The sequence below is a fragment of the Agromyces binzhouensis genome (genome assembly GCF_042672355.1).
GTDB lineage: Bacteria > Actinomycetota > Actinomycetes > Actinomycetales > Microbacteriaceae > Agromyces > Agromyces binzhouensis.
The window spans coordinates 566,845-581,579 of the sequence record NZ_JBHXVJ010000001.1 but is presented as its reverse complement, the minus strand read 5'-3'; the positions used below and the strand labels follow the sequence as shown (position 1 = coordinate 581,579).

Here is a 14,735-nt window from a genome sequence, read left to right as displayed (position 1 = left end):
GCCCATGGCCTACGACGTCGCCCGCATCCGCTCCTGGTTCCCCGCGCTCGAGCACGGCTGGGCGCTCTTCGACGGACCCGGCGGCACCCAGACGCCGCGCCAGGTGGGCGCCGCGATCGCGTCGACCCTGACGGGCCCGCTCTCGAACCGCGGGCGGCTCGGCGAGTCGGCGCAGCGGGCGGATGACGCGGTCGCGGAGTTCCGCGACGCGGTCGCCGACCTCACCGGCGCCGACCCGCGCGGCGTCGTGCACGGCCGCAGCGCCACGCAGCTCGTCTACGACTTCTCGCGCCACCTCTCCCGAGGCTGGGGTCCCGGCGACGAGGTCGTGGTCACCCGCCTCGACCACGACTCGAACGTGCGGCCGTGGGTGCAGGCCGCCGAGCGCGCCGGCGCCACGGTGCGGTGGGTCGCCTTCGACCCGGCGACGGGCGAGCTGCCCGTCGAGGCGGTCGCGTCCGCGCTGAACGAGCGCACCCGGCTCGTCGCCGTGACGGCCGCGTCGAACCTCATCGGCACGATGCCCGACCTCCCGTCGATCGCCGCCGCGGTGCACGCCGTCGACGCCCTGCTCTTCGTCGACGGCGTCCACCACGCCGCCCACCACCTGCCCGACGTCCGGGCGCTCGGCGCCGACTTCCTCACCTGCTCCCCCTACAAGTTCCTGGGCCCGCACTGCGGACTGCTCGTCGCGGACCCCGCGCTCCTCGAGGCGATCGCGCCCGACAAGCTGCTGCCGGCGACCGACGCAGTGCCCGAGCGATTCGAGTTCGGCACGCTGCCCTACGAGCTCCTCGCGGGGGTGACCGCCGCAGTCGACGTGCTCGCCGACCTCGCAGGGCCCGCCGCCTCGCCGGAGACGCCGGTCGCCGAGATCGGGGCGGATGCCTCCGGCTCGCGCCGCACCCGCCTCGAGCGGGCCTACGCCGCGCTGCACGAGCACGAGTCCCGCCTCCTGGCGCGCCTCGAGTCGGCGCTCGCCGACCTGCCCGGCACGACCGTGCACGCGCGCGCCTCGCGCCGGACGCCGACGCTGCTCGCCACCTTCGCGGGCCGGGAGGCATCCGTCGTCTCGGACGCGCTCGCCGCCGACCGCGTGCTCGCGCCGAGCGGGAACTTCTACGCCCTGGAGGCCTCGCGGCACCTGGGCCTCGGCGACGCCGGCGGACTCCGCGTCGGGCTCGCCCCGTACACCGACGACGAGGACGTCGACCGCCTGGTCGCCGCGCTGCGACGCGTCGTCCGCTGACGCGCGAAACGGGGTGTTCCCTCCGCCGGGGCGCACGCGGGCCCTAGTCTGGAGGCATGACCCCCGCCGAGTACGGCGCCGAGCTGCGTCGACTGCACCTCGACGACGAGCTGCTGCAGGTCGTCAACGTGTGGGACGTGGTGAGCGCGACCACCGTCGCCGCCCTCCCCGAGACCCGAGCGCTCGCGACCGCGAGCCACTCGATCGCCGCCCTGTTCGGGTACCCCGACGGCGAGCACATCCCCGCCGACCTCATGCTCGACATGGTCGGGCGCATCGCGCGCGCCGTCGACCTGCCCGTCAGCGCCGACCTCGAGGCGGGGTACGGGAACCCCGGCGAGACGATCCGGCGCGCGATCGGCGAGGGGATCGTCGGCGCGAACCTCGAGGACCGGCTGGAGCCGCTCGCCGACGCGGTGGCCGCGGTGCGCGCGGCCGTCGCCGCGGCCGACGCCGAAGGCGTCCCGTTCGCGCTCAACGCGCGCACCGACGCCTGGCTCCGCGGCGGCGACCGCCGGAGCGAGGACCGGACGGCCGACGCGATCGAGCGTGGACGCGCCTACCTGGACGCCGGCGCGACGTGCGTGTTCGTTCCCGGGAACTTCGGCGACGACGTCGTGGCCGAGCTCGTCGACGGCATCGGATGGCGGCGTGTCAGCGTGATCGGGCTCCCCGACGTCCCACGGCCCGAGCGCCTCGCGGAACTCGGCGTCGCGCGCATCTCGTACGGGCCGACGACGCAGCGCGTCGCGCTCGGCGCCCTGCAGGACCTCGCGGCGATGCTCTACGCCGGCGGCGTGCCTCCCCGCGGCATCCGCCCACTGAACTAGACCGGCCGGATCGGCCGGGATCGCACACCGAGAGGATCGCGCATGGGCGATGGCACCACCATCGAGATCACCGGACTCACCAAGCGCTTCGGCGCCGTCACGGCGGTCGACGACCTGACCTTCACCGTCGAACCCGGTCGCGTGACCGGGTTCCTCGGACCGAACGGCGCCGGCAAGACGACCACCCTCCGGACGCTGCTCGGGCTCGAGCGCCCGACGACGGGGACGGCGACCTTCGGCGGCACGGTGTACCGCGACCTGGAACGGCCGCTCGAGACCGTCGGGGCGGCGCTCGACGCGGCGTTCCACCCGGGGCGCACCGCCCGCGACCACCTCCGCGTGACGGCGACCGCCGCCGGCATCCGCTCGTCGCGCGTCGACGAGGTGCTCGAGCAGGTCGGGATGTCGGAGTTCGCCGGTCGCCGCGTCGGCGGCTTCTCGCTCGGCATGCGGCAGCGCCTGGCGCTCGCGACGACCCTGCTCGGCGACCCGCGCGTGCTCGTGCTCGACGAACCGATCAACGGGCTCGACCCCGAGGGCATCAGGTGGATCCGGGGATTCCTGAGATCCCTCGCCCGCGACGGCCGCACGGTGCTCGTGAGCTCGCACCTGCTCAGCGAGGTGCAGCAGTCCGTCGACGAGGTCGTCATCATCTCCCGCGGGCGGCTCGTTCGCACCGGCACGCTGTCGAGCCTGGAGCTCGACGCCTCGCCGCGGACCGTCGTCGACTCGCCCGACCGCACGCGACTCGCGGCCGCGCTCGACCAGGCCGGCCTCGACTACGCGGAGGGTCGCAGCGGGTTCATCGTCTCCGAGCCCGACCCCGGCGTCGTCGGGCACGCCGCGTTCGTCGGCGGCGTGGAACTGAGTTCGCTCCATCGACTGAAGTCGGGACTCGAGGAATCGTTCCTCGCGCTCGTCGACGAGGGCGTGGGGGCGGAGTGATGTCGATCCTGCGATCCGTCGGCACGGAGTTCCAGAAGGTCCTGACGACCCGCATGTGGTGGCTGCTCGCGATCGTGCTCGTCGGGTACGTCGCGCTGATGTCCGGCGGGTTCGGCGCGTTCCTCGGCTGGGCGGCGGAGAACCCGGATGCCGCGGCCTCGGCGGGCGGGAGCACCGCGATCCCACCCGGAGTGGAACTGGCGCCGCTGCTCTACAGCTTCGCCTCGTCCATCGGGTACGTCTTCCCGGTGCTCCTCGGCGCCCTCGCGGTGACCACGGAGTTCCGCCACCGCACGCTCACGACGACGTTCCTCGCGGAACCGCGCCGCACGACGGTGCTCGCCGGCAAGTTCGTCTCGCAGCTGGTGGTCGGCGCGGCGCTCGGCGTCATGGGCTTCGCCACCTCGGTCGCCGCGGGCGCCGCCGCGCTGGCCGCATTCGACCTCGACACCGGCCTCGACTCGAGCGACACGTGGGCGCTGGTCGGGCGCGGGATCCTCGCCATGGCCCTCTGGGGTGCGATCGGCGTGGGGCTCGGCGCGCTCGTGCCGAACCAGGTCGCTGCGATCGTCATCGTGATCGCGTTCACGCAGTTCTTCGAACCGGTGCTGCGGCTCGTGTCGACGCTGAACGACGTCACCGCGTCGATCGGACGGTTCCTGCCGGGAGCGGCGAGCGACGCACTCGTCGGCGCCTCGTTCTACAGCGTGGCGTCCCTCGGCGCGTCCGACTCGCTCGAGTGGTGGCAGGGCGGCCTGGTGCTCCTCGGCATCGCGGTCGTCACGACGGTCGTCGGCGGGGCGACGACGTGGCGGCGCGACGTATCGTGACGGGCCGCCGCGGGCGTAGCATCCGTCCATGAGCGTCCTCGCGATCGTCGGCAGCATCGTGGTGGTGCTCTCCGCGCTGCTCCACGTGGTCATCTTCGTGCTCGAGAGCGTCCGCTGGATGCAGCCGTCGACCTGGCGCGTGTTCGGCGTCCGCGATCGCGCCCAGGCCGAGACGCTCCGCCCGATGGCCTACAACCAGGGCTTCTACAACCTGTTCCTCGCGATCGGCGCGATGGCCGGCGTCTGGCTCTACTGGACCGACCTGCCGAGCGCCGGGCTCGCGCTCGCCCTGTTCAGCACGGCCTGCATGGCGGCGGCGGCCGTGGTGCTGACCACGACCGGACCGGGGTACCTGCGGCCCGCGCTGATCCAGGGCACGCTCCCCCTCATCGGGTTCGTGCTGCTGCTCCTGGCCTGACTCGGCGGCGGGCGGCGCTCGCGGCTCAGTCGCCGCTCGTCTCCTCCTGCGCGAAGTCGTCGGGGTCGGGCTCCGCGACGACCGCCTCGGCGCCGTCGTCGGACGGCGCACCCACCTTCAACCGGTCGATGAGCTCGGCCGCGCGGCTCGTGCTCAGCACGAGGCGCCCGAACTCGCCGTCGGACAGTTCGAGCACGACGGCCTGCCGCTTGCCCTTCACGAGCACGAAGTCGCTGCCGCTGTGCGTCTTCCAGACTCCGACGGCGATGACGAGCGGCATCTCGGTGCCCCGGCGGCGGATGCCGCGCACCCAGATCCAGGGGTCGTCGGTGATGATCGCGGAGCGGATGTCGTCGCGCTGGACGATCACGTCGGCGCTCCGCAGCGCGAGCGACTTCTCGGCCGGCGTGAGGTGGACCTCGAGCCGGTCGTTGTGGACGCGCAGGTTGGCCATGCCTTCCATCCTGCCCGAGCCCGCCGTCAGGAGCGTGGTCGACGCTCCACAACGGTGCGATCGGTTCCGTTGCCGGAACCTCTCACTCCGGGCGGGTTCAGGCCGCGGGCGGGCGGGCGGATGCCGCGGCGCGGGCCGCTGCCGGGAGGGCGTCGAGGATCCGAGAGATCGCCGCATCGTCGTGCGCGGCGGTCACGAACCACGCCTCGAACACGCTCGGCGGCAGGGACACCCCGGCGTCGAGCATCGCGTGGAAGAAGGGCGCGTAGCGCCACGACTCCTGCGCGAGCACGCCGGCGTAGTCGCTGGCGCCACCCGCGACGGCCTCGCCGAAGAGGAAGCTGAAGAGGTTGCCCGCGACCTGCACGCCGTGCGCGACGCCCTCGGCCGAGAGCGCGGCGGAGACCTCGCGCTGCAGGAGCGCGCTCACCTCGTCGAGCCTCGCGTAGACGGCGTCGTCGGCAAGCCGGAGCGTCGTGACGCCGGCGGCGACCGCGACCGGGTTCCCCGAGAGGGTGCCCGCCTGGTACACGGGGCCGAGCGGGGCGAGCCGCTCCATGATCTCGGCGCGGCCGCCGAGCGCGGCGACCGGCATGCCGCCGCCGACGACCTTGCCGAACGTGACGAGGTCGGGCGTGTACGCGGCATCCGTCTCGGCCTCGATGCCCCACCAGCCGGCCTTCGAGACCCGGAAGCCCGTGAGCACCTCGTCGCTGATGACGAGCGCGCCGTGCGCGTGCGCGAGGTCGACGAGCGCCCGGTTGAAGCCGGGCAGCGGCGGGACGACGCCCATGTTCGCGGCGGCGGCCTCGGTGATGACCGCGGCGATGCGATCGCCGTGCTCGGCGAAGACCGCGCGGAGCGCGTCGAGGTCGTTGTAGGGCACCACGAGCGTGAGCGCCGCGATCTCGGCCGGCACGCCCGCGGAGCCCGGCAGCGCGAACGTCGCGAGCCCCGAGCCCGCCTCGGCGAGCAGGCCGTCGGAGTGGCCGTGGTAGTGACCGGCGAACTTCACGAGCAGGTCGCGGCCGGTGAAGCCGCGAGCGAGGCGGATGGCGCTCATCGTCGCCTCGGTGCCGGTCGACACGAGGCGCAGCTTCTCGACCGGCGTGACGCGCTGCTCGATGAGCTCGGCGAGCTCGGTCTCGACGGGCGTCGAGGCGCCGAACGAGAGGCCGCGGGCCGCGGCGTCCTGCACCGCGGCGATCACCTCGGGGTGCGCGTGGCCGAGGATGGCGGGACCCCAACCGGCGACGAGGTCGACGTACTCGCGGCCCTCGGCGTCGGTCACGTACGGCCCGCGGGCCGAGACGAGGAAGCGCGGGGTGCCGCCCACCGAGCGGAAGGCACGCACGGGCGAGTTCACGCCGCCCGGGATCGCGGCCTGCGCGCGGGCGAAGAGGTCGGCGTTCGTCGCCGTGGCGGCGGTCGCATCGGTCGCGGTCATTCGGTCCCCTCCCGGAGCCATCCGGCGAGCTCGGTCGCCCAGTAGGTCAGCACGACGTCGGCGCCCGCCCGGCGGATGCCGCGGACGGACTCGATCACGGCGCGACGGCGGTCGATCCACCCGTGCATGGCGGCGGCCTCGATCATCGAGTACTCGCCCGAGACCTGGTACGCCCAGACGGGCACCTCGCTCGCGGCGGCCACGTCGGCGAGCACGTCGAGGTAGGAGCCCGCGGGCTTGACCATCACGACGTCGGCGCCCTCGTCGATGTCGATCATCGCCTCGCGCAGGCCCTCGCGGCGGTTGCCGGGATCGAGCTGGTACGTGCGGCGGTCGCCCTCGAGCGTCGACTCGACCGCGTCGCGGAACGGGCCGTAGTAGGCCGAGGCGTACTTGGCCGAGTAGGCGAGGATCGCGGTGTGCACGAACCCGGCGCCGTCGAGCGCGTCGCGCACGGCGGCGACCTGGCCGTCCATCATGCCCGAGAGGCCGAGCAGCTGCGATCCGGAAGCCGCCTGCACGAGCGCCATCTCGCGGTAGCGCTCGAGCGTCGCGTCGTTGTCGACCCGGCCGAGCGCGTCGAGCACGCCGCAGTGCCCGTGGTCGGTGAACTCGTCGAGGCACAGGTCGGTCTGCACGACGAGCGCGTCGCCCACCTCGTCGGCGACGACCCGGGTCGCGACGTTCAGGATGCCGTTCGGGTCGGTGCCGCACGAGCCCGTGGCGTCGCGGGTCTCGGGCACGCCGAACAGCATCACGCCGCCGACGCCCGCGGCCGCGGCATCCGCCACCGCCTGCTTCACCGAGTCGAGCGAGTGCTGCACGACGCCCGGCATCGAGGCGATCGGCATGGGCTCGGCCACGCCCTCGCGGACGAAGATCGGCAGGACCAGCTCGGCGGGGTCGAGGCGGGTCTCGGACACGAGGCGGCGCAGGGCCGGCGTCTCACGCAGGCGCCGGGGCCGCACGCGGGGGGCTGGTGCGGAAGTCACCCGCCAAGCCTACGCGCGCGCGGCTGGGCGGTCGGTGGGCGCGGTGCGTCGGCGACGCGTGCCGCGATGGAGTTGAGCGGATGCCGCGCGCAGGTCAGGCGCGCGCGAGCGCCGAGTTCACGACGGCGTCGATGAGCGACTCGGCCGAGCGCTCGGCCGCGATGACGTCGACGCGGAGGCCGAACGCCGAGGCGTCCTTCTGCGTCTGCGGGCCGATCGCGGCGACGAGGGTCTTCTCCGGGATCGGGCCGAGCTGCGCCTGGACCTGCTCGGCGACGCTGCCCGACGTGACGAGGATCGCGTCGACCTTGCCGGCGCGCACGTCGTCGACGACCTTCTGCGCGACGGGCACGCCGACGGTCCGGTACGCGACGACGGCCTCGACGTGGTGGCCGATGCGCTCGAGGCCGATGGAGAGCACCTGCTTGGCGATCGCCGAGCGCAGCGCGAGCACGCGGAGCGGCACGACACCCTCGGTGGCGGCCTCCCACTCCTCGAGGAGTCCCCGCGCGGAGTTCTCCTCGCTGGGCACGATGTCGGCGCGGTATCCGGCGGCGACGAGGGCGGCCGCGGTGGTCTCGCCCACCGCGGCGACCTTCGTCGACTCCGGGATGACCGCGCCGTACGAGGAGAGCACGTCGACGGTGGTCGCGCTCGTGACCGTGACCCAGTCGAACCCGCCGGAGGCGAGCTTCGCGAGGGCCGCCTCGAGCGCGGACTGGTCGTCGGTCGGCGCGAAGTTGATCATCGGCGCGATGACCGGCGACGCACCGCGGGCGCGGAGCGATGCCGCGACCGAGTCGCCCCACGGCCCCCCTCGGGGCACGAGCACGCGCCACCCCGCCAACGGCTTGGAGCCGTCGGCTCCGGGCAGGTTGATCGCGCCGGTCATCGGTTCGAATTCGGTCACGGCGACTCCTGGGCAGGTGCGAGATCGGCGGCGCCGTTGCCGAGGAGGTCCGCGACGACGCGGGATGCGACGTCGCGTGCCGCGTCCGCCAGGTCGGCGGCCGAGCGGCTGTCGGGGGTCGCGGCGTGCGAGCTGGTCAACTGCCTCGCCCCGTCGGCACTGTACACCGTCGCCGTGAGGAACAGAAGTTCGTCCTCCACGAACGCGGTGGCCCCGACGGGGGCCGCGCAGCCGGCCTCGAGACCGGCGAGCACGAGGCGCTCCGCGAGCACCGTGGCCCGCGTCGTGCCGTGGTCGACGGCGTCGAGCGCGCGCTGCAGGTGCCGCGAGGCGCGCTCGTCGCGGACCTCGAGTGCCAGGGCCCCCTGCCCCGGCGCGGTCGGCCAGTCGCTCAGCGAGAAGCGGTCGGTCGCGGCCTCCGCCCGCCCCAGTCGGCCGAGGCCGGCCGCCGCGAGCATGACCGCGTCGAGCTCGCCCTGTTCGACGAATCCGAGGCGCGTGTCGATGTTGCCGCGCACGTCGACGGCGACCACGTCGGGCCGTGCGGCGGCCAGCTGCGCGATGCGGCGCGGCGAGCCCGTGCCGATGCGGGCCCCCTCGGGCAGCTCGGCGAGCGTGAGTCCGTCGCGGGCGCACAGCGCATCGCGCGCGTCGGCGCGCTTGGGCACGGCGCCGAGGCGCAGGCGCGGGTGGTCGGCGGTGGGCAGGTCCTTCAGCGAGTGCACGACCACGTCGCACTCACCCGCGACGAGGGCCTCGCGCAGCGCGGCCGCGAACACGCCCGTGCCGCCGATCGACTGCAGCGACGCCCGTGACGTATCGCCCTTCGTGGTGACGGTGACGATCTCGATGTCGGCGTTCGCGGCCTTGCCGAGGCGCTCGGCGATCTGGTTCGTCTGGGCGAGCGCGAGCGCGCTGCCCCGCGTCCCGACGCGGATCACGTCGCGCTGCGCGGCCGCGGCGGTCACGGCGCGATCCCCGCGAGGGCCGGCTTGAAGCCGAGGCGCACGTTCTCGCAGCAGCCCGGCCGGCAGACGTCGTACCAGGGGCCGAGCTCGGTGGCGTGCGGCCGCTCCGCGGTGGGCGTTCCGTTCACGCGCTCGAGCACGAGGTCGACGAGGCCGGCGACGTAGGCCGGGTGCACGCCGGGCGTGGGCACGCGGACCGCGGCGAGGCCGTGCTCCTCGGCCGTCTCCATGGCCTCTTCGTCGAGGTCCCACATGACCTCCATGTGGTCGCTCACGAAGCCGAGCGGCACGATCACGACGGCCTTCCGGCCTGCGGCGGGCAGCTCGGCGATCGCGTCGTTGACGTCGGGCTCGAGCCATGGCTGCGTCGGGGGGCCGGAGCGCGACTGGTAGACGAGCTGCCACGGCACGTCGCCGGCGCCCGCCTCGCGCATCACGACCTCCGCGACCGCCCGGTGCTGGGCCGCATAGGCGCCGCCCTCGCCGAACCCTCGCTCCGCGGGACCCGACCGGTCGGCGTCCGTCGTCGGGATCGAGTGGGTCGCGAACAGCACCTCGACATCGGTCGTGGGGTCGAAGCCCTCGTGATCGGCCTCGAGCTTCGCGATCGCCTCGCGCACGCCCTCGACGAACGGGGCGACGAAGCCCGGGTGGTCGAAGAACTGCCGGACCTTGTCGATCCGGATGACACCACCCAGGCCGGTGTCCTCCAGCGCGTCCGCGAAGTCCTCGCGGTACTGGCGGCAGCTCGAGTACGACGAGTAGGCGCTCGTGGCGACCGCGATGAGCTTCGTGAAGCCCCGCTCGCCCGCCTCGCGCAGCGCGTCGTTCATGTACGGGTCCCAGTTGCGGTTGCCCCAGATGACCGGCAGGTCGATGCCCCGCCCGGCCAGCTCGGCCTCGAGCGCGGCCTTCAGCTCGCGGTTGTGCTCGTTGATGGGGCTCACGCCGCCGAAGTGGCGGTAGTGGTGCGCGACCTCCTCGAGACGCTCGTCGGGGATGCCGCGGCCGCGCGTCACGTTCCGGAGGAACGGGATCACGTCGTCCTGGCCTTCGGGCCCGCCGAAGCCGGCGAGCAGGATCGCGTCGTAGGCGACCGGCGTCTCCACGTGCGCGGGGCCGGCCTGCGCCGGCTCGGTCGCACCGGGCACGACCGCGCCGGGGGCGAGCGGGGCGGATGTCGCGGCCGCGGGCTTCACGCCGCGAAGCGGGTGGCCCGCTGCGGCCGCCCGTGCGCGCTCGGCCGAGCCGGCGCCCGCGCCGCCGAGGTTCGTCGCGGCCATTACTGCAGCACCTCCACGAGCTCTGCGGTGGTGATGCGGCGGCCCGTGTAGAAGGGCAGCTCGTCGCGCACGTGACGTCGGGCGTCGGTCGCGCGCAGGTCTCGCATCATGTCGACCAGGTCGGTGAGCTCGTCGGCCTCCATCGGCAGCAGCCACTCGTAGTCGCCGAGCGAGAACGCCGACACCGTGTTCGCGACGACGTCGCGGAAGGCGGCTCCCTTGCGGCCGTGCTCGGCCAGCATGCGCCCCCGCTCCTCGGGCGGGAGCAGGTACCACTCGTAGCTGCGCACGAACGGGTAGACCGTGAGCCACGACTTCGGCTCGACGCCGCGCAGGAACCCGGGCACGTGCGCCTTGTTGAACTCGGCGTCGCGGTGCACGCCCATCGCGTTCCACGTGGGCAGGAGGGCGCGGAGCAGCCGCGCACGGCGGAGCTCGCGGAGCGCCCACTGCAGGCCCTCGGCGGTCGGGCCGTGGATCCACAGCATCACGTCGGCGTCGGCGCGGAGCCCCGACACGTCGTAGATGCCGCGGACCACGACGCCCTCGTCCTCGACGAGGCGGATCACGCCGTCGAGTTCGCCGACGAACCGGGGCACGTCGTGCCCGTCGAGGTCGTCTGGGCGCGCCGGATCCTTGCGGAACACGGCGAACAGCGTGTAGCCCTCGGGCGAGGGGGTCGGGTCGGAATCGAGTGCGCTCGCGGCTGCCCCTTCGGCAGCGGGGGAAGACATGGCACTATCCTCCCCCCGCAACCTGAAAGGTCAAAAAGGGCGACGGATGACCCGCTCAGCGCGCCGCGCGCTCGATCACGAACTCCGGGGTCTCGGCGAGCGAGCGGGCGACGACGCAGAAGCGCTCGGTCCCCGTGCGGAGGCGCTCGAGCGTCGCATCGTCGGCGTCGGTGTCGACGATCGCGGTCACGACGACGTCGAGGAGCCCCACGGGGACGTCGCGGCTCATGCCGAGCGTGCCCCGCGCGTCGAAGACGCCCTCGGCGCGGACCTCCGCGGAGCGGAGCTCGAGTCCCATCGCGGTCGCCACCGACCGGAGCGTGACGCCAGCGCACCCGACGAGTGCCTGCAGCAGCAGGTCGCCCGAGCAGGCGTCGGAGCCGTCGCCGCCCGTCGTGGGGTGCAGCCCCGTCCGCACCGGACCGGCCCACCCGTCCACGGTCGCGGTGATGCCCGGCTCCACGAAGGCCGCTCGGGCGGCGACGGTCGCGATCGCGGAGTCGGGATCGGTGCGGTAGCGGTCCTTCAGCGGCGCCTGCAGCGCGCGGAGCTCGGCCTGGTCCATTGCGTCATCTTGGCCGCGTCGGCGCGTCCGCACAAACGCGTGACCTCGGCCGCCCGATCAGGGGTGCAGCCGGGTGAACCGGAACGCAGCGAAGCCCTCGATCGGGAGCACCTCGGCCGAGGCGAAGCCGGCGCTGCGCGCGTACCCCTCGAGCGTCGACGGTCGCATGACCGTGCCGGTGCCGACCGAGCCCGGCGTCGAGAGGCTGTCGGGCAGGCAGACGAGCAGGCTGTAGCCGTACATGACCCGTTCGACGTCGTCGCCGTCAGGCGCGAACCGCTCGGCCACGGCCTCGTCCATGATCACGACGGCGCCGTCGTCGCGCACGACGCGGCGGAGCGCGCCGAGCACCTCGACCGGGTTCGGCATGTCGTGCAGGGCCTCGAAGACGAACGCCGCGTCGTACGCGTCATCCTCGGCGAGGGCCTCGCCGCCGCCGACGTGGAAGGTCACGCGGTCCGCCAGCTCGGCCTCGTCGGCGTGGGCACGGGCCGACTCGATCGAGGGCCCGTCGATGTCGACGCCGTCGACGACCGCCTCGGGGTAGGCCCGCGCGAGCGCGAGCGAGGACCAGCCGTGCCCGCAGCCGACGTCCAGGATCCGAGCGCCCGGCCGGCTGAGCACTGCGTCGAGTTCGGGGACCGATGCCAGCGCGGCGGCGAGCTCGCGGTCGAACCACGGTCGGTTGATGTCGCCCTGCGCATCGCGCATGTCCCGGCCGAACGACGCCCACGGCACGCCGCCGCCGGTGCGCGCCGCGTCGAGCAGCCCGGGCAGCTGCGCCGCAGCGCTGGCGACGATGCGCGCCATGGGGGCGAGGTAGGCGAGCGACTCGTCGTCGGTCAGCACCTCGGCGTGCGCGGGCGGCAACGAGTACCGCCGGTCGGATGCCGCGGCGTCCGCGTCGTCGACCGCGAGGATGCCGCTCACCGCCTGGTGCTCGAGCCACTCGCGGGTGTAGCGTTCGCCGGTCCCGGCGGCCTCGGCGAGCTCGGACGAGGTGAGCGAGCCGCGTTCGGCGAGGATCCGGTACCAGTCGAGCCGATCGCCGAGGTGGACGGCGAGCGTCTCGAACGCGCCGAGCGCGGACGTGAAGATGCGGTCGGCGAACGCGTCGACGGGGTCGACGGCGGCGGGTTCTGGAGAGGTGGGATCGGTGACGGACACGTCGCCTCCTTGCGAGGTGGGCCGCTCAGTCGGTGAGCAGCCGGGTGGAGTGCTCGAGATGGTCGCGCATGGCCTCGGGCCCGCGCTCGAGGAGCTCGACCAGCAGGCGCCGATGGTCCTCGACGAGGTCGGCGACGCTCGCATGCCGCCGGATGTGCGCGACGAAGAGCAGCAGTTCGCTGCCGATCGCCGCGTGGGCTTCGATGATGCGCGGGCTGTCGGAGGCCGCGACCAGGGCCGCGTGGTACTCGGCGTGGAAGCGCTCGATGCGCCGCCACGCGGCATCCGTCGCCCCGCCGGGACCGTCGTCGGCGGCCTGCTCCATCGCGTCGACGGCTGCCCGGGCCGGGGCGAGCACGTGGTCGGGCAGGGTGCCGCCGAAGCGCGCGAAGGCGATGCGCAGCGCCTCGACCTCGAGTGCTGCGCGCAACTGCTGCAGCGCGATGATCTCGCGGTCGTCGAAGCTCGTCACGCGGACGCCGCGGTACGGCTCGGCGACGGCCAGCCGCTCGGCGACGAGCCGCTGGAACGCGGCACGCACGGTGTGCCGGGACACGCCGTGGCGGGCCGCCGCCGACTCCTCGCGGAGCGGGGTCCCCGGTGCGAGCTCGCCGTTCAGGATCTCGTCGCGCAGCACCGAGGTGACGCGCTCGACGGCGGTCGACGCCGGAGCGGCGTCGAGGCGGCCCTGGTCAGCGGTCGAGGTTGGCACGCACCACGAGCCAGACCCCGACGCCGACGGCGGCCGCGATCCCGACGGCCACGGCGATCGCCGCACCGGGTTGTTCGTCGGCGAAGCGCTGCATGCGGCGTTTCGCCCGTGCCGTCGCGCGCGCGGCGCGCTTGGGCACGTTGAGCTTCTCCTCGAGCGCGCCGAGCGTTCCGGCGAGCTGGTCGCGCGCGGCGCGCGCGTTGTCGTGCGCCTGCAGCCGCGTGAGGTTGCGCTGCTGCTTCTTGTCGAGCCGGACGACGTCAGTGGCCGCCATAGTCGCCCCTTCCGGTGATCGCGTCGATGTCCTGGCGGACGCTCTCGATGGTCTCGAGCGGTTCGCTGCCGCGGCGGAAGCTCGCGAGCGCGACGCCCACGAGGATCGCGATGATGAGCAGCAGGATGCCGGAGACGGTGAGTGCCGCCGCCCAGCCCGGCATCACCAGCGAGAGCGCCAGGATGCTCGTCGCGATGAGGGTGCCGAGCAGGAAGATGCCGACGAAGGCGGCGGCGATCACGAGCCCCGCGCCGATGCCGAAGTGCTTGGCCTTGTAGCTCAGCTCCGCCTTGATCTGGTCGATCTCGGCCTTGACGAGCGCTTGGATCTGGTCGGGCAGTTCACCGACCAGGGTGAACAGCGACCGGTCGTCGTTGAGTGGTGCAGCCATCGGGTGTCACCTCCGGTGGTCGGTCAGGACGAGGACGAGGACGACCCGGACGAGCCCGAGGCCTTGGAGTCCGATGCGTCGGATTTCGCCGCGCTCGCGCGGGTCGACGATCTCGAGCCCGACGACTTCGCGCCGGACGACTTCGCGGACGTCGATTTCGTGCCGGTCGACTTCGCGCCGGTCGACTTCGAGCCGGTCGACTTGGCGGCCGACGACTTCGCGCCGCCCGACGACTTCGCGCCCGTGTCGGTGGTCGACGATCCCTCGGAGATCTGCCGCACGACCTTCTTGGCCTTGTCGAGCACGGCGTCGCTCACGTCGCCGACCCGCGCCATCGCGAAGTCCTTCACGGTCTGGACGCCCTCCTGCACGGACGGCTGGTTCCAGACGTTCTCGGCGGCCTTCTGGATCTGTTCGTAGCGTTCCCGCCCCGCTCTCGTGCCGAGCACGTAGCCCACGCCGAGACCGACGACGAAGAGGATCTTGCCCTTCATGTGCACCCCATCCCCCGCTGCGGTTCTTCAGACAGCGTCACTCCAGCGTAGACCCAGGCAGGTGCGGCGCAA

The 14,735-nt window shown here is 73.6% G+C and carries 18 protein-coding genes; 5 read left to right on the top strand and 13 right to left on the bottom strand.

Annotated features, from left to right (window positions below):
- Window positions 1-4: 4 nt before the first annotated feature.
- The 5 genes from ACFVHK_RS02830 to ACFVHK_RS02810 are packed head-to-tail and all read left to right on the top strand — an operon-like array spanning window position 5 to window position 4,272.
- The gene (locus ACFVHK_RS02830) at window positions 5-1,249 is read left to right on the top strand and encodes a cysteine desulfurase-like protein (protein WP_376927487.1); all 1,245 of its coding nucleotides are present in this window, start codon (window positions 5-7) and stop codon (window positions 1,247-1,249) included.
- A 56-nt stretch (window positions 1,250-1,305) separates the two neighbouring features.
- On the top strand, window positions 1,306-2,079 hold the full coding sequence (locus tag ACFVHK_RS02825; protein WP_376927486.1) for an isocitrate lyase/PEP mutase family protein: 774 nt from the start codon (window positions 1,306-1,308) through the stop codon (window positions 2,077-2,079).
- 42 nt (window positions 2,080-2,121) lie between these two features.
- Window positions 2,122-3,024 (top strand): ATP-binding cassette domain-containing protein, encoded by a 903-nt coding sequence (locus ACFVHK_RS02820; protein ID WP_376927485.1) that lies wholly within the window; start codon window positions 2,122-2,124, stop codon window positions 3,022-3,024.
- Window positions 3,024-3,854, top strand: coding sequence for an ABC transporter permease (locus ACFVHK_RS02815; RefSeq protein WP_376927484.1), 831 nt, complete (start codon window positions 3,024-3,026; stop codon window positions 3,852-3,854). The genes ACFVHK_RS02820 and ACFVHK_RS02815 overlap by 1 nt, the downstream gene beginning before the upstream one ends.
- Window positions 3,855-3,882: 28 nt before the next feature.
- Window positions 3,883-4,272, top strand: a complete 390-nt coding sequence (locus ACFVHK_RS02810; protein ID WP_376927483.1) for a DUF1304 domain-containing protein — start codon at window positions 3,883-3,885, stop codon at window positions 4,270-4,272.
- Window positions 4,273-4,297: 25 nt separating this feature from the next.
- Here the strand turns inward: ACFVHK_RS02810 and ACFVHK_RS02805 are convergent, their stop codons facing one another.
- The 13 genes from ACFVHK_RS02805 to ACFVHK_RS02745 all read right to left on the bottom strand — a co-directional run bounded on the left by ACFVHK_RS02805 (window position 4,298) and on the right by ACFVHK_RS02745 (window position 14,663).
- The gene (locus ACFVHK_RS02805) at window positions 4,298-4,726 is read right to left on the bottom strand and encodes a hypothetical protein (RefSeq protein WP_376927482.1); all 429 of its coding nucleotides are present in this window, start codon (window positions 4,724-4,726) and stop codon (window positions 4,298-4,300) included.
- A gap of 97 nt (window positions 4,727-4,823) precedes the next feature.
- Window positions 4,824-6,173: a glutamate-1-semialdehyde 2,1-aminomutase gene (gene hemL, locus ACFVHK_RS02800; protein WP_376927481.1), complete on the bottom strand. Its 1,350-nt coding sequence runs from the start codon at window positions 6,171-6,173 to the stop codon at window positions 4,824-4,826.
- Window positions 6,170-7,165 (bottom strand): porphobilinogen synthase, encoded by a 996-nt coding sequence (gene hemB / locus ACFVHK_RS02795; RefSeq protein WP_376927480.1) that lies wholly within the window; start codon window positions 7,163-7,165, stop codon window positions 6,170-6,172. Before hemB ends, hemL begins: the two co-directional genes overlap by 4 nt.
- Before the next feature lie 94 nt (window positions 7,166-7,259).
- Window positions 7,260-8,057 (bottom strand): uroporphyrinogen-III synthase, encoded by a 798-nt coding sequence (locus ACFVHK_RS02790; RefSeq protein ID WP_129234596.1) that lies wholly within the window; start codon window positions 8,055-8,057, stop codon window positions 7,260-7,262.
- 14 nt (window positions 8,058-8,071) lie between these two features.
- The gene (gene hemC, locus ACFVHK_RS02785) at window positions 8,072-9,043 is read right to left on the bottom strand and encodes a hydroxymethylbilane synthase (RefSeq protein ID WP_376927479.1); all 972 of its coding nucleotides are present in this window, start codon (window positions 9,041-9,043) and stop codon (window positions 8,072-8,074) included.
- On the bottom strand, window positions 9,040-10,326 hold the full coding sequence (locus ACFVHK_RS02780; RefSeq protein WP_376927478.1) for a ferrochelatase: 1,287 nt from the start codon (window positions 10,324-10,326) through the stop codon (window positions 9,040-9,042). The genes hemC and ACFVHK_RS02780 overlap by 4 nt, the downstream gene beginning before the upstream one ends.
- A complete protein-coding gene (gene hemQ / locus ACFVHK_RS02775; RefSeq protein ID WP_376927477.1) occupies window positions 10,326-11,060 on the bottom strand; it encodes a hydrogen peroxide-dependent heme synthase in 735 nt (244 codons plus the stop codon). Before hemQ ends, ACFVHK_RS02780 begins: the two co-directional genes overlap by 1 nt.
- Window positions 11,061-11,115: 55 nt before the next feature.
- The gene (locus tag ACFVHK_RS02770; protein WP_376927476.1) at window positions 11,116-11,625 is read right to left on the bottom strand and encodes an OsmC family protein; all 510 of its coding nucleotides are present in this window, start codon (window positions 11,623-11,625) and stop codon (window positions 11,116-11,118) included.
- A 57-nt stretch (window positions 11,626-11,682) separates the two neighbouring features.
- Entirely contained in the window at window positions 11,683-12,792 is a 1,110-nt protein-coding gene (locus tag ACFVHK_RS02765; protein ID WP_376927475.1) for a class I SAM-dependent methyltransferase, read from the bottom strand.
- A gap of 25 nt (window positions 12,793-12,817) precedes the next feature.
- The gene (locus tag ACFVHK_RS02760; RefSeq protein ID WP_376927474.1) at window positions 12,818-13,504 is read right to left on the bottom strand and encodes a GntR family transcriptional regulator; all 687 of its coding nucleotides are present in this window, start codon (window positions 13,502-13,504) and stop codon (window positions 12,818-12,820) included.
- Entirely contained in the window at window positions 13,485-13,778 is a 294-nt protein-coding gene (locus tag ACFVHK_RS02755) for a DUF3618 domain-containing protein (protein WP_129234619.1), read from the bottom strand. The genes ACFVHK_RS02760 and ACFVHK_RS02755 overlap by 20 nt, the downstream gene beginning before the upstream one ends.
- Window positions 13,765-14,169, bottom strand: a complete 405-nt coding sequence (locus ACFVHK_RS02750) for a phage holin family protein (protein ID WP_376927473.1) — start codon at window positions 14,167-14,169, stop codon at window positions 13,765-13,767. The genes ACFVHK_RS02755 and ACFVHK_RS02750 overlap by 14 nt, the downstream gene beginning before the upstream one ends.
- A gap of 23 nt (window positions 14,170-14,192) precedes the next feature.
- Complete coding sequence (locus ACFVHK_RS02745; protein WP_376927472.1) at window positions 14,193-14,663, bottom strand: YtxH domain-containing protein; 471 nt, start codon at window positions 14,661-14,663, stop codon at window positions 14,193-14,195.
- Window positions 14,664-14,735: the final 72 nt, after the last annotated feature.

Coding starts and splice junctions, on each gene's coding strand:
- ACFVHK_RS02830 (WP_376927487.1), top strand. CDS start 5: ATGGCCTACGACGTCGCCCGCATCCGCTCCTGGTTCCCCGCGCTCGAG.
- ACFVHK_RS02825 (WP_376927486.1), top strand. CDS start 1,306: ATGACCCCCGCCGAGTACGGCGCCGAGCTGCGTCGACTGCACCTCGAC.
- ACFVHK_RS02820 (WP_376927485.1), top strand. CDS start 2,122: ATGGGCGATGGCACCACCATCGAGATCACCGGACTCACCAAGCGCTTC.
- ACFVHK_RS02815 (WP_376927484.1), top strand. CDS start 3,024: ATGTCGATCCTGCGATCCGTCGGCACGGAGTTCCAGAAGGTCCTGACG.
- ACFVHK_RS02810 (WP_376927483.1), top strand. CDS start 3,883: ATGAGCGTCCTCGCGATCGTCGGCAGCATCGTGGTGGTGCTCTCCGCG.
- ACFVHK_RS02805 (WP_376927482.1), bottom strand. CDS start 4,726: ATGGCCAACCTGCGCGTCCACAACGACCGGCTCGAGGTCCACCTCACG.
- hemL (WP_376927481.1), bottom strand. CDS start 6,173: ATGACCGCGACCGATGCGACCGCCGCCACGGCGACGAACGCCGACCTC.
- ACFVHK_RS02790 (WP_129234596.1), bottom strand. CDS start 8,057: ATGACCGGCGCGATCAACCTGCCCGGAGCCGACGGCTCCAAGCCGTTG.
- ACFVHK_RS02780 (WP_376927478.1), bottom strand. CDS start 10,326: ATGGCCGCGACGAACCTCGGCGGCGCGGGCGCCGGCTCGGCCGAGCGC.
- hemQ (WP_376927477.1), bottom strand. CDS start 11,060: ATGTCTTCCCCCGCTGCCGAAGGGGCAGCCGCGAGCGCACTCGATTCC.
- ACFVHK_RS02770 (WP_376927476.1), bottom strand. CDS start 11,625: ATGGACCAGGCCGAGCTCCGCGCGCTGCAGGCGCCGCTGAAGGACCGC.
- ACFVHK_RS02755 (WP_129234619.1), bottom strand. CDS start 13,778: ATGGCGGCCACTGACGTCGTCCGGCTCGACAAGAAGCAGCAGCGCAAC.
- ACFVHK_RS02750 (WP_376927473.1), bottom strand. CDS start 14,169: ATGGCTGCACCACTCAACGACGACCGGTCGCTGTTCACCCTGGTCGGT.
- ACFVHK_RS02745 (WP_376927472.1), bottom strand. CDS start 14,663: ATGAAGGGCAAGATCCTCTTCGTCGTCGGTCTCGGCGTGGGCTACGTG.